The sequence below is a fragment of the Pseudomonas sp. TE12234 genome (assembly GCF_054061835.1).
Map to the genome: position 1 here is coordinate 235,150 of NZ_JBSSEP010000009.1, position 18,172 is coordinate 253,321.

Sequence of the window (18,172 nt, forward strand, 5' to 3'; positions counted from 1 at the left end):
CCAAGATGTAACGGAATTTCGTGCATCGTAACCATCGCAACGTTACGTATCGGAAAAATTGCGTTACGAACCAACAGGCTAAGCGTCGAGAGACCAACACTGTCATTAAAATCCGGCTGCGTGACTGGCTCCATGGCACCTCAATGTTGCGCTCTCCCCTCCCTTGGCTTGCCGGAGAGGATGTCCGGACTGCACTCGCTCATACTGCAGCCCTGCCATACTGTTCAGCATGACCAGTGCTACCTTCCGGTTCTACGAAGTGCTCAACGATTTTCTGCCGGCCGAACGGCGGAGGCAATCCTTCACCTGCGAGTGCGCGCAGGGGGCGACGGTCAAGCACATGATCGAGGCACTCGGGGTACCGCACACCGAGGTCGAGCTGGTGCTGCTCAACGGCGAGTCTGTGGGATTCGAGAGGGTGATCCTCAATAGCGACCGGATAGCGGTGTATCCCAAGTTCGAAGCGCTGGACATCAGTCCGCTGCTCAAGGTTCGTGCGCAACCTTTACGGGTGCTGCGCTTCGTCGCTGATGCGCACCTTGGCGGACTTGCCAGCCTGCTGCGCATGAGCGGCTTCGACACCCTCTACGACAATAGCTTCGAGGATGGCGAGATCGCCGAGATCGCTACCCAGCAAGGACGCATCGTGCTAACCCGCGACCGCGAACTGCTCAAGCGGCGAATCATCAACCACGGCTGTTATGTGCATGCCCTGAAACCGTCGTTGCAGCTGCGCGAATTGTATGAGCGTCTCGACCTGGCGCGCAGTGCGCGGCCGTTCAGCCTGTGCCTTCATTGTAACCTGCCGCTGCACGAGATCAGCCCGGAGCTGGCCAGACTGCAGGTGCCGCCACGTGTTGGCGCCCTCTATTCGCACTTCCTGCGCTGCGACGCCTGCCAACGGATTTATTGGGAGGGTTCGCACTGGCGCGGTATGTGTGCATTGCTGGCACCTTTGCTGAATCAATAAGACATGGCTCCTGGTCGCTGATCCTCCTTGATCGTCAGTTGCGGATGGATTGCTCGGTGTAATCTAGACAATCTCCAAGTAAGGGAGACTGGACGTCGGCTCCCGCGCAATGTTCGGCACCTTCAGTAAGTCATGGAACGAGAGATGCCTCGATCAAGCGGGCGTTAGATACGGCTCGACGCACATCTTCCAAGGCTCCCTCAATAGCGTCATGAGCAGAGGATGCTTCACGGACAAACTCCAACGCAAGGCGACCTGGTTGTCCCAATCCGACCAACGCATCATCGCAGCCCTCTTCCGCCAAACGTTCCACAAGCGCATCCGTATCGCTCTCGTCAGACGTCAGTTCGTAATTAAGGGTGAAGGTAAAGACCATCTCTAATACTCCGCTTCAACAATGACTTCCCCGAAGATGCGATAGCCGGGCCCTACTGGCCCGAAGCATCGACTATACGAAAAATGGCTCAACACGGCACCCTACCGCCAAACAGTGCATCATGCGATGAGATGTACAGGCGCTGTTGGGCGATCGGGATTCTCCTACCTCCTGCGCGATCCCAAGGCGGGTGATATGGGCTTTGTCGTGCAGCAAGCAAGCCCAGCTCTATACCCGCGAATACGGGTGGAATTCGGAGTTCGAAGCGCTGATCGCAGAAATTGTCGCCAAATATCTTCGTGAATTCGATCCATCGTGCGAGCGATGCTGGATTGCGGAAAAAGATGGCAAGGTCATCGGTTCGGTCTTTGTCGTCAAACATGACGAGAGCACCGCCCAACTGCTCAACTGCGAATGCTCTATGTAGACGCAAGTGCCAGAGGCATGGACATCGGCAATCGGCTACTTGATGAAAGCCTGCGATTTGCGCGGGATGCCGGTTACACGCGCATAATGCTCTGGAAAACCAGCGTGCTGTGCGACGCTCGAAAGCTCTGTCAGAAGGCAGGCTTTCAACTGGTCGACGAGGAACAGGTGCATAGTTTCGGCAAAGACCTGGTCAGCCAGACCTGGGCGCGGGATCTGTAGAGACGTTGCCGAGACAGGAAAAGGCGCCGCATCGGCGCCTTAACCTTATCAAGCGATTTTGATCACAACCTTTCCAAACGCACCCTTCGCAAGATGCTCGTAAGCTTCTCGTGCCTTCTCGAACGGGTACACCTGATCGATCACTGGACGAATCTGGTGTTGGTTGAAGAACGCATTCATCCGGTCGAACGAGGAGCGCGGCGCCACGGCGATACCGCGAATGGTGGTCTGGCGGAAAATGAGTGGCATCAGGTTGAGCTCAACGGTTTGCCCGGTCAAAAAGCCGATCTGCGCTATACGCCCGGATGCCTTGGTTGCTGCGACCGATTGATTGATGCCGTTGCCACCGGCGACATCGAGCAGCAGATCCACGCCCTTGCCGTCGGTCAGCTTCAGCACTTCATCTGCCCAGTTCGGAGTCGTCCTGTAGTTCACGCCCGCGACCGCTCCCAACCCCTTCACCGCTTGCAGATTCTCGTCGCTACTCGACGTTGCGATGACTTTGGCGCCAAGCGCAGTCGCGATCTGCACGGCAAATATGGACACACCCCCGGTGCCTTGAACCAATACGGTTTTCCCGGGCTGTATCTGCCCAAAATCCACCAGCGAATACCACGCCGTGAGTGCGGCAATCGGCAGCGTCGCCGCTTCTTCATCGCTCATGTTGTCGGGCGCCGCCACGGCGCTGTCCTGGTGGATGATCATGTATTCGGCCAAACCGCCAGGCAACGGTGAACCGAAGCAGTAATCCGGTTCATCGGGCCCAGGCTCACCATCCAGCCAACGGGAATACAGGTGCGAGTTGACCCGATCACCGACGTTGAAGCGCGTGACGCCGTCCCCGACCGCGACCACCGTGCCGGCTGCATCGCTAACGGGAATCAGCGGTTTGGTTACCTTGTGCGGCTCATAGATGCCATCGACGATGGCCTTGTCGCGAAAGTTGAGCGAGACCGCCCCCACCTTTACCAGTAGCTCACCGGCCTTGGGTTGCGGCGTCGCTGTCTCTCCCAGTTGCAGGTTGTCGAGTCCAAAATCATTCAATAACCAGGCTTTCATTGCGAATCTCCAATAACACGTCAATGGCCTCGAACCAGAGCTGGTTCTGCCTTGGGTGCATTTTTCGTTTTTGACGGTGCGCAATAAATGCGTGGAAAAAGACATGATTGTTCTATCCTCGGATAACAATCATGCTCAACTCGTGAGTCAGGCGGGGTTCATAGGAAAACGTCATGGAATTGCTTCAATCGATGCGACTGTTTGCCAGGCTTGCCGAACTCGGCAGCTTTACCAAAGCCGCCGAATCGCTGGACATCGGGCGACCTCAGGTCACTCGGTATATCCAGGAGTTGGAGGCGTCATTGGGCGTGCGCCTGTTCCAGCGCACCACGAGAAAGGTGGCACTCACCGCCGAGGGCGAGAGGTTCTATCAACGAGTACAGGAAATCCTGGCGGATATTTCTGCTGCCACCTCGATGTTCGACCGATCCGGAGCAACGCTCACAGGACGACTTCGCGTCGATATCCCGACCGCTTTCGCGCAAATGGAATTCATCAAAAGCCTTAAGGAATTCACCACCTCCTACCCTGGTATCAACATGACGCTGGGCGTGACTGACCGGGCCGTCGATCTGATCGGTGAAGGCATCGATTGCGCGTTGCGTATCGGCGATCTACCGGATTCGACCTTGATCGCTCGTCCTATCGCGATGGCAACCATGGTGACGTGTGCAGCGCCCGAGTATCTGCACAAGCATGGCGAACCCGAGACACTCGACGACCTGGCCTCCCATCGAGGCGTCAACTTCTTGTCCGGCCAGAGCAACAGAACATTGCCTTGGCATTTCTCGGTAAAAGGCCAGGATCGAGCGTTTGTGAGTAACGCCGGCATCACCGTCACCGAATCGAATGCATACGTTCAGTGCGGCGTGTCGGGCTTCGGAATAATCCAGGCGCCAGGGATTACCGTGGCCGAGCATTTGGACAGTCGCGGTTTGGTTGAAATTCTAAAACCCTATCGGCCAGCCCCTCGCCCTGTGTCGTTGCTGTACCCCAGCCGGACGCATCTGGCGCCACAGGTTCAAGTTTTTATTGAGTGGCTGCAAGAGAGTTTTCCGCAGCTTCATTCTGACTGGTTGGAACCATAGCAATCATTGAACCGGTTCACGCCACTTCATACCGCAGCTTAGCTATGGGCAGGCGATGACTCGAGCTCAGAATGATTTGATACAACCTCTCCTCTCACCGCCCGATAGCTATACCAGGTGCTGACGGACGTCGCGCTAGTCAAACGCATCATGATGCGAAGATCCATCCAGTCATGGAATGAGATTTACCACGGCCCCATGCCTGTGGAGATTGATTGCTGGGTAGTCACCCTTTTCAATGACCGTGGCACCGTGGACTACTGCGCGTATTTGCAGGTCACCTACGCGTCCTAACTCAACGACAAAATCAGGCAAGCCGGATTTGAACGTCGTCATAAATTGTCTCAGCTCAAACCCGCCCTGTTCTTGAAATCGTCTTGTTTTGCCGGTACTTCTAAGTCACCAATGTCATGCACGGAAAGCGACCATGCACGCACGATTTAGAGTGATTGAAACCACGACACTGGACGATGGCAGCAAGCGATACAGGAACGTTGATCTTGTAGAAGGAGGGTCGGCGAACAAGCATGGTGTGTTCAAGGTTAGGACTGAGGCAGACGCGGTTTGCTCGACATTGAATGCTGAACATCCGAGGCCGGCGGGTGCACGTGACGCTGTACCGCATAACACCTACTGATCCGATGAGGAGCTCACTCGCTACTTTTGTCTTGCATTCAGTCGGTGAGCAAAATCAGAGCGCGGGTTGCCTATGACGCCCCATGTTCTGACTCTCTATCCGCCTCTTTTGCATGATAATTAGCTAAAAGCTTTTTGACATGCGCCTCCATGGCTCTGGCTTCAAGCACTTTGGCCTCATGTTCCTTCCTAGAGGTAGGGCGGCGTCCAAATTCGTCTTGAAAGATATAGTGACCGTCCTTGGTTTTCAAAAACATGCTTCCGCCCTCCATTGCTACATGAAGTGGGTCAGGCATTAGAAATAGACCAATCTTGTTCCACAATGTAGCTCAGATGTTGTAGCCGCCAGCAACTTCGATGGTTTGGGCATTGATCCAAGCGCCGTCATCTGACAGCAGCATGGCAATCACACGAGCGACGTCTTCCGGCTCACCAACTCTGCCTAATGCCGTCTGCGCAGCGAGCAAAGTTTCGAACTCATCGTTCAATCCGCCGCCCAATTCAGTCCGGATCGCTCCAGGCGATACGGCATTGGCCCGAATCCGTCGCTCACCGAACTCTTTGGCCATGTACCGCGTGAGCACCTCGAGCCCACCTTTGAATGCTGCGTAGGGCGCCACACCTGCCGTTGCGACGCGGGTAGTGGCGCTGGTCAGGTTGACGATACTGGCGTTGTCCGCCAGCAGCGACAGCAATGTTTGAGTGAGGAAGAACGGGCCTTTAAGGTGCACATTCAACAAACCATCGAACTGCGCCTCGCTCACCTTTGCCATCGGGTTGAACAAGCCGTAACCGGCATTGTTCACCAGGCCGCTCAAGGTGGTGACTTCCCAAGTCTCGCGCAAGCTCAGTGCCACAGACTCGCGAAATGTCTGGAAGCTTCCAATGTCAGCAACATCGAGCTTGAGCGCCACTGCCTTGCCTCCGTCCCGCTCAATGCGCTCGACGACCGAAGCAGCCGCCTCTGAATGATTGTTATAGGTCAGAATGACCCCCATGCCGCGTTGAGCTATATACTCGGCGGCACTGGCCCCGATTCCGCGACTTCCGCCTGTAATTACGATAACGCCCATGTTTTTTTCCTCTGCGGTTCAAATATGAACCCAGAATACTGATCACCTCGATGCAGGACTCAGCCGTTCCTACTCGAAACCTGCCTGTTTCTGCTTTTTGCTTGCAGGGCACAGCGTCTGCGCTCAGCATGCTCGACATGGACAATCAACTTAATGAACTCAGGTCGCTTGCAGCCAAGGCTGAAAATCGGCGTACCGAAACAGGTATTCCTCGCGTCGCCATGGTCAAGGGAAAGATCCCCGAGCACATGCTTACGGCAGTCTATGACCCAATGATCAACGTGATTCTGCAAGGTAGCAAAAGCATGACAGTGGGCGACCGCACGCTACGGTACGACCCCGCAACCTACTTCGTGATGTCCATAGACTTGCCCGCCGTGGGGTCGGTGCATCCCTCCACCAGCGGAGAACCATATCTGGCAGTCAGTCTGACACTCGACCCCGCGTTGTTATCCACTTTGTTCGCAGACCTGCCCAAACCTGCCAGCCGCAATGAAGCCCACTCTGGGTTTTCGGTCTCATCAATGACCAACGAACTCATGGATGCTTGGGTGCGGATGCTGAGACTGATGGGCGATCCGGTTGCCATCGCAGCTTTGGCGCCGGTGTACGAACGTGAAATCATTTTTCGCGTCCTACAAGGCCCCCATGGCTGGATGTTGCGAGAGATAGCCGCGCCGGATAGCGCCATGGCTCGCGTGAACATGGCGATCCAGTGGATTCGCCGCGACTTCGCCCAACCTATCGGCATTGAACGCTTGGCGGAGCGAGCGTCAATGAGCGTTTCTGCGTTCCATCGGCACTTCAAATCAGTGACCAACCTGAGCCCGCTGCAGTACCAGAAACGTGTGCGCCTGCTCCAAGCCAGAACACTGATGGTGGCAAATGCGAAGAGTGTCATGGCCGCCGCATTTGAGGTCGGCTATGAGAGCGCGACCCAATTCAGCCGCGACTATGCCAAAGTTTTTGGACTCCCTCCCTCGCAGGATGCGCACAGGATCATTAGGCATGCGAGGGCCATCACAAGCGAGTGAGCGGAATACTCGGTTGGATCGAGCTCGAGTCGACTTTGACAAGCATCTATCGACTGTGGATTCAAATTGTGAACGCAAACTACTGGCTGGCCAAAGATAAAAGGGAACGGTTCGCAAGCGGTATCAGCAGGTCGCTCCCTGCAGGTCAAATTGAATGCAAACGGGTGGCCGAGTCTGCGCAATTATAGAAAGTGGCTACCTGAAAGTTTTGCTACAAAAAAAGGTCGTCAAGGCAGTGATAACTCCCTATCCCTTTCTGGAGCAAGGTTCATATATCACAGTGATGCAATTGGATTGAGCACGAGAAGCATTGACGTAATCTTGAATTTGGTAGATGGCAAAGGGCTTCGTGATAAGCGAGGTGCTAAGAAATGGAAAACAGTAGGTCAGCTTCTCTCCGATATGGCTACAGACACTCGTGTAGAAAATCTACTGGGCTTTATTGCGTTTGATGACATAAAAAAGGCGAAGTTCGCCAAGAGGTCAGAGGCGCTAAATCGTAAGGTCGGTTTATCAACGCTGACCAGAAAGAAAGATGGCGTTGTTGTCTAGACCATGCTTTGTAAGCGTCCGGCGAAGGCACCCGTCTGGTGCTAGACCAACATGGTTCATCCAACCGAGACTGCGACCCGAAGGCACTCGGCTGAGTTGGCCTACGACGATGGACAACTCGCGTCGATAGGCACGCAGCGCAAAGTCTTTGTCTCTGCTTAGGCAGAATCGTCGTAGAACGCTTCCGCTTGGGGCAAATAGGGAATTCGACAGCTTGGCATGCACGTGGCTGTTGTTGATTTTGATAGACGTCACACAAGGTGAATAATCAATTCCTAGCCATGGAACTTAGGGAGCTTTTACTGTACTCAACATAAGTGTGCGGATCCACCGATAGCCGGCGTCATGGTGCGTTCGTTCATGCCAAGCCAACATTTTGCTGAAGCCTGGAATTTCAACAGGCGGCTCCAGTACGGTTAACCCATCATCGCGTGCTGCCAGTCGGCGGGGCACTACAGCTATCAGATCGCTGACCCTCAGAATTTCTGGCAACACTAGAAAGCTTGTTACCGATACCGTGACCCGTCGTGATTTACCAATCTTCCTCAACGCTTCATCTGTAACACCCTGAAATCTCCCTCCCGATGGAGAGACTAGGACGTGATCCAATGCGCAAAAGCGATCCAACGATAGCGTTTTTTTTGTGGCATCTGGATGATCAGATCGCATTACACATACATAGCTTTCCTCAAACAACAGTTTGGCGTGTAGCCCAGACGTAGCTGCCTCGACGGTAACCAGAGCCAAGTCGATATCACCTCGATCCAGCTGAAGCTGAATTCCTTGGTTATCAATCGGAAGAACTGAAACCCGAATGTTCGGAGCTAGCTGCCTCAGCGCGCTTAGGAAGGGTACTACGATTGCTCGCAACGCATAGTCGGTCGAGGCAAGCTTGACGATCATATTGGCAGTTAAAGGATCGAAAGCTTGTGGCTGAAGCATGCCTTCAACATTGGCGAGAAGCTGTTTAACCGGCATCGCTAGCTGTTCCGCACGCAGCGTCGGCACGATACCGCGTTGGGCGCGCACGAAGAGAGGGTCATCAAAGCTTTCACGTAGTCTGTTCAGCATGCCGGTCACTGCCGGTTGGGTGAGCGCCAGGCGATCAGCCGCGCGGGTCACACTACGTTCATCGAGTAAGGCGTCCAGTGCCTTGAGCAGATTGAGATCCAGCTTTCTGATATCAGATTTCATGATGTCGTGGATAACTTTTCACGATTAGAATTATTTCAAGCTACCACTCATTCTGATGCCAATCCATTACATCAGGTGTCAAATCCCATGAACGAGATATTCTGGCCCGAAGGCTACCTGCCCGGCTTTACCGAGAATTTTGTGTCTAATGAAGTAATCGTCGGTGGCTTGACCGCTGCGCAAATCTGGCCGCTGCTCAGCCAGGCAGCGAAGTGGCCGACCTATTACAACAACTCGGCAAACGTCATTTTTTACGACCATACCGAATTGGATTTGCAGGACGGAGTGCGTTTTTACTTCGAGACATTTGGTTTTCCCGTCGAAGCAGAGTGCAATGAATATATCGCTCCTACCTCATCCGCTCCTGGGCGGATCGCGTGGCACGGGTGGGCAGGCGAAGGCGACACTCGATTGGATGTCCATCATGCATGGCTAGTTGAAGATCTATCGCATGGCCGAGTGCGCATCCTCACTCAAGAGACACAAAAGGGTAAACCGGCTGAAGATCTAGCAAAGGTCAAGCCCAATCCAATGATCAATGGACACCAGGATTGGCTTGATGGGTTGGTTAGCGCCGCTCGGGAGGCCAAGCAAGTATGACGGCAAGCTAACGACTTTGCGTAGCAGTGTCCTCTATAGAAATAGAAGCGCTAAACGGCTATCAGTGTCGAGTAGATCGTCGAGCAAGCTGCCTTGGTCAGGACTTAGCTGTTCGCTGCGCTTGGCAAACTTGTGCCGCTTGAGGATGGCGATCTCATGAGCGAGTTGCTCGTTAACCGTTTCAAGGTGGTGGATTTTCTGGCCCATCGAGTCGATCTGGGACAATAACTACAAGGCCTGTTCGGCCAAGGCGCGCAGCTGTTCCGGTGTCATTTGGTCGAGATTGGGCGAGGAAGTCATGCCGCTGATTGTGCCAGAGCAGGCCGTCAGCGGCGATAAACCGATAGGCTAGTAGTCGGTGCTAAAGAACTGTGATCGAGCCGCCCGCGCCGACCCGCTGCCATGGCAAACCCAACACCAAGGCTTGAAGTTGCTCGTTATCGAGTTCGACTTCCGATCTACGAAGTGCTCAACGATTTTCTGCCGGCCGAACGGCGGAGGCAATCCTTCACCTGCGAGTGCGCGCAGCGGGCGACGGTCAAGCACATGATCTGGGCACTCGGGGTACCGCACACCTAGGTCGAGCTAGTGATGCTCAACGGCGAGTCGGTGGGTTTTGAGCGGGTGATCCTCGACACCAACAAGAGTATCAAAGCACTTGTTGTACCTACAGACACTCTGGTGATGCCAATAGACATGGGTCGGCGGTCGACCTGAAGCCATTCTCAGGAACTTAAAGCTTGAACTGCGCTACCAAGGCATTGAAAGAGACGGCCAACCTCGACAGTTCTTGGCTGGACGCGCTGGTCTGGTTGGCACCAGCAGCGGTCTGGGTCGAGAGGTCTTGGATGTTCAGCAGATTACGATCCACCTCACGGGCAACCTGGGCCTCTTCTTCGGACGCCGAGGCGATCACTAGATTGCGCTCGTTGATGGTAACGATTCCGTCGCTAATCTTCTCCAACGCCACCCCGGCGCTCTGGGCCAGTCCCTGGGTGTTGGTAGCCAGCGCCAGGCTCTTACCCATGGCAGTGACAGCCCCATTGGCGCCCGATTGAACGGTACCGATCATGCCTTCAATTTCTACGGTTGATGCTTGGGTGCGATGGGCAAGCGCCCGCACTTCATCGGCAACCACCGCAAACCCGCGCCCCTGTTCGCCAGCACGGGCAGCTTCGATAGCAGCGTTGAGTGCCAGCAGGTTAGTCTGTTCAGCGATACTGCGGATCACGTCCAGTACCTTGCTTGTTCGCGCCAACGCCGAATTGACCTACGTGCCGACACAAGACTGACCCAACTCCAATTGGCAGAAATCCAGCACAGGAAATGGTTCGCGAGTTATCAGACTGGATCAGTGGCAACTCGGTAACTGGATCAATTCGGCGTCGGCGCCAACAACGATGCTCATACAGACGCAGTCTGCAGAGGAAGTGTGGCGGTAACAGGCAGAAATTGGAGCGCTTGATTAGCACGTGCCTAGCAGCGAAATAGGCAGCCATCGCTATGCCTGAAATGCAAATTGAGAAGATATCTTGAACAAAACACAAGGAGCTTGTCAGGCAATGGCGTCAAGGTTGTCCGACTAACGCGCCTATCTGAATTCAGATGTTCCGATGACAGCCCGCGACTAAATGCTTGAGTCCCTCCATATTCAGGATTTTGACGTTACGGCGCGATATTTCCAGCAGCCCCTGATTCCGCAGACGCGCAAATCCCCGGCAGATGGTTTCCACGCGCAGCCCTAAATAGGTGGCGATCTCATCGCGACGCATCTTCAGCACAAACCGCTTGTCTGAGTAACCTCGGACATTGAGCCGCTGCGAGAGGTTGAGGAGAAAGGCCGCCAAACGCTCATCCGAGCTCATCGTGCCCATCAGCATTAGCATGCTGTGATCATGCACAATTTCACGACTCATGAGTTTTTTGAGATTGTGTTGCAATATCGGCAAGTCCCGGGCGATTTTTTCCAGTTGTGTAAAGTGAATAGGGCAGACTTCGCTATCTTCGAGCGCAACCGCATTGCACGCATGCTGATTGTCACTGATAGCATCAAGACCAAGCATTTCGCCGGATATTTGGAAGCCGGTGACTTGTTCACGACCATCGATTGACACCAAGCTGGTCTTGAATGAGCCGATACGCACCGCGTAAAGCGAGCGCAAGGGATCCCCCATCTGGTAAAGGGCGGCCCTCTTTTTGACCTTGATCCTTTGTACGATCAGCGCATCGAGACGCTCTAGCTCCGGGCCGGTCAGGCCAAGCGATAAGCACAACTCCAATACACCGCAATTGGCGCATGCAGCCTTGGGGTAGTTGCTTTGAAATGCTCGTAATTCGGACATCGCCAACCCCCCTATTGGGTGTTGTGAACGCCGACACTGACTTCCTTGATCTTTCCTCGTATGTCCTCAATGAGTTTGTTGATCGCTTGGCCGCTATTCAGTTGAGCCATAGAAACGCCCGTGACCCGTAGCTCAACTCGACCAGAAATTGGCTCAAATATCTGAATCAGCAGGGATCCACTTGGATCAACTCGACATTCGCAAGAAAGCGGTACAAATGCTGTCTCAATGACATGGCGCAGTTCGAGCGTGGATAAAGTGGATAACATGACACCTCCTGCAGGGCCGGAGCCGGCCAAAGAGCTCTGCTTGATGTTGGTCATGGGCTCAAGAACAACACCCGGGCACTCAATCCATTTGGCGAGGCACTGGGTTTTCAGTCTATGCCTTGACTGCTGAGTCGTTAGATCTTTTCATCCTAGCTCTCTGCGCCACTTGCACCTATCCGCTCTTGAGCCAGATGAGCCTTCAACTTCGAGTACGCTAGCAAGCGCAAACAAGCCTGCCGCGCAAACTGTCTCGCTGAAATGGAACAGGCGGTGCCATGGGTACCAGAGGCTTGTTTTGAGACGGTGTCTTGTACTGAATAAGGTTTACACCTTTTGACGTCACGAGATCTGGAGGTATTTGTGCGACGGATATTTCAGCTCGACCAGAACGTGGGTTCGCGATCCGCTTACGATTGAAACCACCACATTGGACGACGGCAACAAGCGATACAGTGTTGCTGAACTTGTCGAAAGAGGTTCAGACAGCAAGCATGGAGTGTTAAAAATTAGGACGGAGGCAGAAGCTGTTTGTTCGCACCTGACTGCCGAGCATTCGCGTAAGAGTGGTATAAGTCGTAAGTCCTTAAGTACTTGACCTACTCGTTTCGGAACGCCAAACGCTGGAGGCCTTCTTGAGGGTGAAATGCCCTATCGCGCAGTCATGGATTCTCGATCCGTAAGTAAATTTTGAAGACGCTCCAGGTTCAGTCGCTGACATTCAGTCTCAGCGTCCTCTCGAGCCTGATAGGTGGTCTTCAGACGTAGTTTCTCTTCGTTGTCATAGATGCTGAAACCTATGGATGCAGTCTCGCAGTAGAAGCGCACTCCATTACGCATTGATCCCGTTTCTGTTGGTATTGCAGGGACAACAACAAATCTCGAAATCATCTTCACGCCCTCTCCAAGCACCTCCTCACTATTAGCGGCTATGAGCCACCACAGCAAGTCTTCGCCATCAGTTTCCGATGACAAGCACAAGTGGCCTTGGAATGGTTCTCGATAAGATCTACAACGGAGATATCGCAAGAGCGCGACAGTTGGACGGTGCTTACCTTGGCCCGCAAATTCAGCAACTGCAAACAGGTATGGCCAGCCTTGGGCCACTCGGCATGATAGTGGCAGGGACGATGTAGTTGAACTCCGCGCCCCCTGGTCAACCCGGCAATGACGTTTGTTGCGACCTAGACCAACTCGGATGCCGGGCCCTTCCTGCCTTTTGAAGGCTCAATTTGCGCATTTATTACTAAGTCACCGGTGAAAAATTGGTACTAGCTTCATTCACTCGTACGACGCCCTTCCGAGCGAAGACACCCTCCTCCTATCGTAGTGAATCATCGATTCAACACTGGTATTCTCGCCGCCACGTTCGCCAATCATTAAGGGATGAAGGCGAAAATAGAAGCCCCGAAGTCGCGAACCTTCGGGGCTTTGCTTTTTTGTATCACTGTCACCGTAATTGGTCACCGCGAATACCACTGCGCAACTCGCAGCATCAGCTCGCCTAACCATACCCAAAGAGGTTTAAGCATTCTTTTTTTGCAGGCTTTTCATACGCTGAGTAGCTCGCTGCACCGCAGCCATCTTTTCTGGCCGTTTCATGCGCTTCCATTTTTTGATGTCCTCCTTGGTACGACCACAGCTCAGGCACAGTTCACTATTCAGTTAGCAAACGGAAATACAGGGGTTTTCGATATCCTTGGCCATGCTTCAACTCCCAGCAAAGCTTCACCGATTCAATAAAGCCTCCCATGTATAAAAAAAGAGTCGTCAAAGAATGTGGCCAAATGTAGCTCCGATCCTTCTGACTTGCACACTACAGCTGCTGACAGCGAGCGCCTGCATCGCACAAGAGACGCGCGAGACGCTCACAATCATGGTCGAAGATGCCGCCGCACCATGGTCAAAGAGCGATGGCACAGGTTACGCCAATGACGTGGTTGTAGCTGCCTTCAAAGAGATGGGGATACAGGTTCGACTAAGAGTAGTGCCGTATTCACGCTGTAAGTACATGGTTCTGAGTGGCCAAGTCGCCGCCTGCTTCAACATGAGCTGGCAACCCGAATTCGAGGGCAAGATCAAGCTGGCTGCACAGCCGATCTTCAAAGTACGTAACGACGTCTTCGAACATATCAATGCTCCCTTGCCGAAGCCTCCAGATGGAAAATGTGTTTTGCGGCCCGGCACTGTCGTTGGCATCACCAGAGACTATGAGTATTCAGCCCAGGTGACCGCGCTCCAGTCCTCAGGGGTGGTGTTCGAGAACTCACTCTCGGACTTAACAAGCCTGCAAAAACTCGCTGCTCGTCGTTTTCAGGCGGCATTAGTTATGAACAATGACCTAGAGGTTAGAAATCAAAAAGCCAAACAATCGGGCACTGAGGATGTAGTGCGCTTCGCCTTCAATTGCGGAGTGGAAAACTCAACAATTGGCTTTAGCTTGGCCCACCCAGACGGATTGCGGGCGCTGGAGATGTACGACGAGGGCTATCGTCGCATCGAGGCCAACGGCGCCCTCAAGGATATTCACATGCGCTGGTTTCCTTAGCTTCATTGGCCTTGATCATACGATTGCGGTGTTCGGAAGCTACGTAGTATGGGTAACCATCTCAAGCTTCTGGGGACTCAGTCATCGCAATTCCTTTTCGCCCCAGTTGTTTAACGCCATACATGGCCTGATCCGCCGCTTTCAGCAACGAACCCAGACTTTGGCCATGATTGGGGCACAGAGAGACTCCGATACTGCACGACAGTGATAGCTCTCCTGCGCTTGTCGCCACTGTTTGGGCAATGGCTTCCAGTACCCTCTCAGCGTACTGCTCAGCACTCTCTGGGTTGATAAGATCCGTGATCAGAATCACGAATTCATCTCCGCCGTAGCGTGCGACGGTGTCACAAGAACGAGTGACCTGAAGCATGCGATTCGCGACAGCTATGAGAACCTGATCACCGACCTCATGGCCATGCTTATCGTTAATGTCCTTGAAATGATCCAGATCGATCAACAGTACGGCAAACGCAGTCCCGCTCGATGTCCAGTTTGAGAGGGCCTGATCAAAACGCTCGACGAAGAGGTAGCGATTCGGCAGTTGGGTTAGAACATCATGGGTGGCGAGATAAGCCGAGCGCTCATGTTCAACCTCGGCTCTTTCAATCGCTTTGAAATGCCGAATCAGCACCACGGGCATCAATACGAATGCACCCGCGAGAACCGCAAGAATTATCAATGTTTCCGCAGTCAGAACATCCCCTAATCGCAACTGACGCTCAAACAACAAGGTCATCGGTTGTGAAACACTCCTGATCTCGACCTTATCGGACAAAGCCGGTAACAGGAGGCGATCCAGGATACCGGCTTGCTCCGTCTCCGTTGAAAAGACATTGCTTTCAAATCCTGCAGCGGATTTCAGGAGAGCACTGACGTGAACCAACGGATCTACGTTCGCATAAAACACAGCATCCTGTAGTGACCCCGTCTTGATCAAAAGCAAAGACACCATCGTGCTGCCAAAGAAATTGGGGCGGGTGTTCTCTCGCGCCTGTTCAGGCCGACTGACTGACTGCATCAGAATGTAAGCGCTACCGCCCTCATACATTGAGAAAACAGGAGATACGACAGGTTTCTGGATACCCTGGGTTCGAGCCAGCGCATAGGAGAGATAGGCGACGGTTTCCAGCCTGACGCCATAGATCGAGCTGGCTTCAGGGAGTAACGGATACATGAACAATACAGGCCAGGTCTCGTTGAGATAGACCTGAGGTTGTGCCGGTTGATGAGTGAGGCTCGGAAAGTCCTTGAGTTCAAAGTCTGGCCGCCAGGTACGACGCAATAGATCTTCGAACGCTGCCTGTTCGCCGATGGGCACCGCCCTCGCCGCCTCAAGCATGTAAATATGAGGGTAAGCGGATAAAACGGCCGCTGCGTAACGGGCCGCTGCATCCGTATCGCTCTGATCCACAGCCTGAAGAAATGCAGAGAAACCGGCCAACACAGCCTCATTGGTATCAAGCTGATTGCGCACGACGCCGGAAATGTTTTGCACGTATTCCGAGAAACGCTTTTCTGTACGTTGAGTCTCGGACTTCAGCAGTAGCAGGGCCGAAAAGCCAACCAATCCGACAGCGAGGATAATGAACCCTGCCAAGGAGCTGCGCCGTTTAGTAAACATCACTTTAACGTTTCCAAGGCACAGAGGGAGAACCGTGCCTTGGCAAGCAATGTTAAAGCCAAGCAAGATGGGGGCTGAGCGACCGTTAAGATGCCGATTTGAAGGTCGTAGAGTATTGAAAACAATTCCCAAGGGATCAGATCTGATGCGCATATTTGCGATTCAAAAATGATGCTGGGCACGGTTACATCTCCCTAAAAATGGCGTAGCAGGCTTTCGGATTCATGCTCAGCACTGCCTCTACCCCCTTTCGCATGTGCCCGAAAGAAAACTTTTCGGGCCCCCATTTGGATGCTTTCTACGTGGTCACTACTGCAACGAAATTCATTCTAGGGCAATTTGCCAGCATGCGCTGTGTCAGGTGCAATTCTTTTGGTTCGAGCTCAGGCGTTTTTAAGAGGGAAACTCCAAGTGAAAGCTCGTTCCTGCTTCAGTGCTATCAACGGAAACGTGACCGCCATGCAGTTGCATGATTGAGCGAACAATGGCCAATCCCAAACCACCGGAATCGTCGGGTTGATTGCGTGATGGGTCACACCGGTAAAAGCGCTCAAACAAGTGCGGTAGATGTTCTGCAGCAATCCGCTCGCCGTGGTTCTGCACCGTGATTTGGAACCTGTCACCTGAAATCTCGCTGCTGACGGTCACAGCAGACGCGGGAGTCGCGTAGCGCAGCGCGTTGGCCAGCAAGTTAGCCAATGCGCGACGGATCAAGCCTGGATCCCCCAGCACCTGACCCTGAGTCTGGTTTATCAGTTGCACATCTCGCTCTTGCGCCACGCCTTCGAAATACTCACATAGCTGCTCGATCAGACCGTGCAGGTTGATTTGCTCGAATTTTACGCAAGCGTTTGGCTGCTCGGTACGGGCAAGAAACAGCATGCTGTCGATCATTCTGGCCAGCCTTTCATACTCTTCCTGATTGGAAACCAGCAGGTTCTGATAGTCCTCGATGGAGCGACTGCGCCTCAGGGCTTGCTGGGTATGCCCCATCAGGTTACCGAGCGGGGTGCGCATCTCATGGGCGAGGTCTTCCGAGAAACGTGAAAGCTGGGCGAATCCGTCCTCAAGGCGTGCAAGCATCTGGTTGAGGGCGCTACAGAGCAGCTTGAGCTCATTCAGTTCATTGAACTCATCCAGCCGCAGATGCAGATGCTGCACGTCAATTGCCGCAGCGCGCTTGGCCAGCAGACGCACGGGGCGCAAGCCTCGTTGACTGACCCACCAACCGAATACGAAAGCCAGCAGCGCACCGACGGACATGGCCAGCCATAGCTTGAGCCGGTAAACCCCCATCATCTGCTCGCGCTCTGCCAACAACTTGCCAGCGATCAGGGTCAAGCCGCGATCACCCTGCATGACGTCCTGCCAGGCAAGCCGCACCGGCTCGGTAGCGTGATCGTCAACGAGGCGAGCATGGGGTGCCGCCGGCAACTTTGGAATCGTCATCCCCACTCGGTTGATTTCGATCAGCACCTTGCCGGTGTCATCGACGATCCATAGCAAATTGTCGCGATTGCCCAACATGTTTTCGTAGAGCTTGGGCCGACCTCGCAATTGCTCGATGCTGTCGCTATCGCTGATCAAGGCTTGCATTCGCTCCAGGCGCCCCAGCAGGGCCTGGTCATCGCGCCAGGCAATCTCTCGCTGCAGCGATTGATAGAGATAAAAACCAATGGAGCCCAGTAACAGCGTGCTGACCAGTGCGAACATCATCGCCAGGCGCAGGCTCAGGGTGCGCGGAAACGGATTCAGGATTGCACCTCGAGCATGTAACCGATACCACGCACTGTGTGTATCAACTTGAGTGGGTATGGATCGTCAACCTTGGCCCGCAGTCGACGGATAGCGACATCCACCACATTGGTGTCACTGTCAAAATTCATCTGCCAGATCCGGGAGGCAATCAGCGAGCGCGATAGCACTTCCCCTTCGCGACTGAGCAGCAGATGCAGCAGGGCGAACTCCTTGTTGGTCAGGGTCAGACGCTCGCCGTTGCGCGTTACCCTGCGTCGCAACAAGTCCAGGCTCAGATCACCCGCCACAAAGTGCTCAACCTCGCGAGGCGGACCACGGCGCAGCAAAGTGCGTACGCGTGCCAGTAACTCGGCATAGGAAAAGGGTTTCACCAGATAATCATCGGCCCCCAACTCCAGCCCCTTGAC

18 protein-coding genes and 4 pseudogenes are annotated in these 18,172 nt (G+C 53.9%); 9 read left to right on the forward strand and 13 right to left on the reverse strand.

Going from position 1 to position 18,172, the window contains the following annotated elements:
* Positions 1-229: 229 nt before the first annotated feature.
* On the forward strand, positions 230-970 hold the full coding sequence (locus ACVWYU_RS16485; RefSeq protein ID WP_457373172.1) for a Mut7-C RNAse domain-containing protein: 741 nt from the start codon (positions 230-232) through the stop codon (positions 968-970).
* A gap of 130 nt (positions 971-1,100) precedes the next feature.
* Here ACVWYU_RS16485 and ACVWYU_RS16490 read toward each other — a convergent pair whose 3' ends face one another.
* Complete coding sequence (locus tag ACVWYU_RS16490; RefSeq protein WP_457373173.1) at positions 1,101-1,346, reverse strand: hypothetical protein; 246 nt, start codon at positions 1,344-1,346, stop codon at positions 1,101-1,103.
* A gap of 162 nt (positions 1,347-1,508) precedes the next feature.
* On the opposite strand from ACVWYU_RS16490, the pseudogene ACVWYU_RS16495 reads away from it, so the two are divergent.
* Positions 1,509-1,994, forward strand: a pseudogene (locus ACVWYU_RS16495) (GNAT family N-acetyltransferase); the annotation flags it as partial.
* 48 nt (positions 1,995-2,042) lie between these two features.
* On the opposite strand, the gene ACVWYU_RS16500 reads toward ACVWYU_RS16495, so the two are convergent.
* Positions 2,043-3,053, reverse strand: coding sequence for a zinc-dependent alcohol dehydrogenase family protein (locus ACVWYU_RS16500; RefSeq protein ID WP_457373190.1), 1,011 nt, complete (start codon positions 3,051-3,053; stop codon positions 2,043-2,045).
* Between the two features lie 173 nt (positions 3,054-3,226).
* On the opposite strand from ACVWYU_RS16500, the gene ACVWYU_RS16505 reads away from it, so the two are divergent.
* On the forward strand, positions 3,227-4,141 hold the full coding sequence (locus ACVWYU_RS16505) for a LysR family transcriptional regulator (protein WP_457373174.1): 915 nt from the start codon (positions 3,227-3,229) through the stop codon (positions 4,139-4,141).
* 117 nt (positions 4,142-4,258) lie between these two features.
* Complete coding sequence (locus ACVWYU_RS16510) at positions 4,259-4,435, forward strand: DUF7693 family protein (RefSeq protein WP_457373175.1); 177 nt, start codon at positions 4,259-4,261, stop codon at positions 4,433-4,435.
* A 413-nt stretch (positions 4,436-4,848) separates the two neighbouring features.
* Here ACVWYU_RS16510 and ACVWYU_RS16515 read toward each other — a convergent pair whose 3' ends face one another.
* Positions 4,849-5,034 (reverse strand): hypothetical protein, encoded by a 186-nt coding sequence (locus ACVWYU_RS16515; protein WP_457373176.1) that lies wholly within the window; start codon positions 5,032-5,034, stop codon positions 4,849-4,851.
* Positions 5,035-5,106: 72 nt separating this feature from the next.
* Positions 5,107-5,850 (reverse strand): SDR family NAD(P)-dependent oxidoreductase, encoded by a 744-nt coding sequence (locus ACVWYU_RS16520; protein ID WP_196586721.1) that lies wholly within the window; start codon positions 5,848-5,850, stop codon positions 5,107-5,109.
* Between the two features lie 137 nt (positions 5,851-5,987).
* On the opposite strand from ACVWYU_RS16520, the gene ACVWYU_RS16525 reads away from it, so the two are divergent.
* Positions 5,988-6,884 carry an AraC family transcriptional regulator N-terminal domain-containing protein gene (locus tag ACVWYU_RS16525; RefSeq protein WP_457373177.1) on the forward strand — a complete coding sequence of 299 codons (897 nt, stop codon included), beginning with the start codon at positions 5,988-5,990 and terminating at the stop codon, positions 6,882-6,884.
* Positions 6,885-7,205: 321 nt separating this feature from the next.
* Positions 7,206-7,436 (forward strand): hypothetical protein, encoded by a 231-nt coding sequence (locus ACVWYU_RS16530; protein ID WP_457373178.1) that lies wholly within the window; start codon positions 7,206-7,208, stop codon positions 7,434-7,436.
* Positions 7,437-7,724: 288 nt separating this feature from the next.
* On the opposite strand, the gene ACVWYU_RS16535 is transcribed toward ACVWYU_RS16530, so the two are convergent.
* Positions 7,725-8,630 carry a LysR family transcriptional regulator gene (locus tag ACVWYU_RS16535; protein ID WP_457373179.1) on the reverse strand — a complete coding sequence of 302 codons (906 nt, stop codon included), beginning with the start codon at positions 8,628-8,630 and terminating at the stop codon, positions 7,725-7,727.
* An 87-nt stretch (positions 8,631-8,717) separates the two neighbouring features.
* Here ACVWYU_RS16535 and ACVWYU_RS16540 point away from each other — a divergent pair, with 87 nt between their 5' ends.
* Entirely contained in the window at positions 8,718-9,230 is a 513-nt protein-coding gene (locus tag ACVWYU_RS16540) for an SRPBCC domain-containing protein (RefSeq protein ID WP_457373180.1), read from the forward strand.
* Positions 9,231-9,290: 60 nt separating this feature from the next.
* Here the strand turns inward: ACVWYU_RS16540 and ACVWYU_RS16545 are convergent.
* Positions 9,291-9,530: pseudogene (locus ACVWYU_RS16545) on the reverse strand (transposase domain-containing protein); the annotation flags it as partial.
* A 102-nt stretch (positions 9,531-9,632) separates the two neighbouring features.
* Here ACVWYU_RS16545 and ACVWYU_RS16550 point away from each other — a divergent pair.
* Positions 9,633-9,875, forward strand: a pseudogene (locus tag ACVWYU_RS16550) (hypothetical protein); the annotation flags it as partial.
* A gap of 88 nt (positions 9,876-9,963) precedes the next feature.
* On the opposite strand, the pseudogene ACVWYU_RS16555 reads toward ACVWYU_RS16550, so the two are convergent.
* The 4 genes and pseudogenes from ACVWYU_RS16555 to ACVWYU_RS16570 form a co-directional block, all read right to left on the reverse strand.
* Positions 9,964-10,458 (reverse strand): annotated as a pseudogene (locus ACVWYU_RS16555) (methyl-accepting chemotaxis protein); the annotation flags it as partial.
* Between the two features lie 373 nt (positions 10,459-10,831).
* Positions 10,832-11,572, reverse strand: coding sequence for a helix-turn-helix domain-containing protein (locus ACVWYU_RS16560; protein ID WP_457373181.1), 741 nt, complete (start codon positions 11,570-11,572; stop codon positions 10,832-10,834).
* A gap of 11 nt (positions 11,573-11,583) precedes the next feature.
* Positions 11,584-11,895: a DUF1652 domain-containing protein gene (locus tag ACVWYU_RS16565; protein WP_457373182.1), complete on the reverse strand. Its 312-nt coding sequence runs from the start codon at positions 11,893-11,895 to the stop codon at positions 11,584-11,586.
* Positions 11,896-13,362: 1,467 nt separating this feature from the next.
* Positions 13,363-13,503, reverse strand: a complete 141-nt coding sequence (locus ACVWYU_RS16570) for a DUF1289 domain-containing protein (RefSeq protein WP_457373191.1) — start codon at positions 13,501-13,503, stop codon at positions 13,363-13,365.
* Positions 13,504-13,615: 112 nt separating this feature from the next.
* Here ACVWYU_RS16570 and ACVWYU_RS16575 point away from each other — a divergent pair, with 112 nt between their 5' ends.
* The gene (locus ACVWYU_RS16575; protein WP_457373183.1) at positions 13,616-14,386 is read left to right on the forward strand and encodes a substrate-binding periplasmic protein; all 771 of its coding nucleotides are present in this window, start codon (positions 13,616-13,618) and stop codon (positions 14,384-14,386) included.
* Positions 14,387-14,447: 61 nt separating this feature from the next.
* On the opposite strand, the gene ACVWYU_RS16580 is transcribed toward ACVWYU_RS16575, so the two are convergent.
* From ACVWYU_RS16580 to ACVWYU_RS16590, 3 genes are all read right to left on the reverse strand, one after another.
* The gene (locus tag ACVWYU_RS16580) at positions 14,448-16,007 is read right to left on the reverse strand and encodes a diguanylate cyclase domain-containing protein (RefSeq protein WP_457373184.1); all 1,560 of its coding nucleotides are present in this window, start codon (positions 16,005-16,007) and stop codon (positions 14,448-14,450) included.
* Between the two features lie 393 nt (positions 16,008-16,400).
* Positions 16,401-17,762, reverse strand: coding sequence for a heavy metal sensor histidine kinase (locus ACVWYU_RS16585; protein WP_457373192.1), 1,362 nt, complete (start codon positions 17,760-17,762; stop codon positions 16,401-16,403).
* A partial coding sequence (locus ACVWYU_RS16590) for a winged helix-turn-helix domain-containing protein (RefSeq protein WP_457373185.1) occupies positions 17,759-18,172 on the reverse strand: 414 nt, incomplete at its 5' end. The genes ACVWYU_RS16585 and ACVWYU_RS16590, both read right to left, overlap by 4 nt.

Bases quoted from the DNA above. Each gene is read 5' to 3' on its own strand.
- ACVWYU_RS16485 (WP_457373172.1), top strand. From the start codon at position 230: ATGACCAGTGCTACCTTCCGGTTCTACGAAGTGCTCAACGATTTTCTG.
- ACVWYU_RS16490 (WP_457373173.1), bottom strand. From the start codon at position 1,346: ATGGTCTTTACCTTCACCCTTAATTACGAACTGACGTCTGACGAGAGC.
- ACVWYU_RS16500 (WP_457373190.1), bottom strand. From the start codon at position 3,053: ATGAAAGCCTGGTTATTGAATGATTTTGGACTCGACAACCTGCAACTG.
- ACVWYU_RS16505 (WP_457373174.1), top strand. From the start codon at position 3,227: ATGGAATTGCTTCAATCGATGCGACTGTTTGCCAGGCTTGCCGAACTC.
- ACVWYU_RS16515 (WP_457373176.1), bottom strand. From the start codon at position 5,034: ATGTTTTTGAAAACCAAGGACGGTCACTATATCTTTCAAGACGAATTT.
- ACVWYU_RS16520 (WP_196586721.1), bottom strand. From the start codon at position 5,850: ATGGGCGTTATCGTAATTACAGGCGGAAGTCGCGGAATCGGGGCCAGT.
- ACVWYU_RS16525 (WP_457373177.1), top strand. From the start codon at position 5,988: ATGGACAATCAACTTAATGAACTCAGGTCGCTTGCAGCCAAGGCTGAA.
- ACVWYU_RS16535 (WP_457373179.1), bottom strand. From the start codon at position 8,630: ATGAAATCTGATATCAGAAAGCTGGATCTCAATCTGCTCAAGGCACTG.
- ACVWYU_RS16540 (WP_457373180.1), top strand. From the start codon at position 8,718: ATGAACGAGATATTCTGGCCCGAAGGCTACCTGCCCGGCTTTACCGAG.
- ACVWYU_RS16560 (WP_457373181.1), bottom strand. From the start codon at position 11,572: ATGTCCGAATTACGAGCATTTCAAAGCAACTACCCCAAGGCTGCATGC.
- ACVWYU_RS16565 (WP_457373182.1), bottom strand. From the start codon at position 11,895: ATGACCAACATCAAGCAGAGCTCTTTGGCCGGCTCCGGCCCTGCAGGA.
- ACVWYU_RS16575 (WP_457373183.1), top strand. From the start codon at position 13,616: ATGTGGCCAAATGTAGCTCCGATCCTTCTGACTTGCACACTACAGCTG.
- ACVWYU_RS16580 (WP_457373184.1), bottom strand. From the start codon at position 16,007: ATGTTTACTAAACGGCGCAGCTCCTTGGCAGGGTTCATTATCCTCGCT.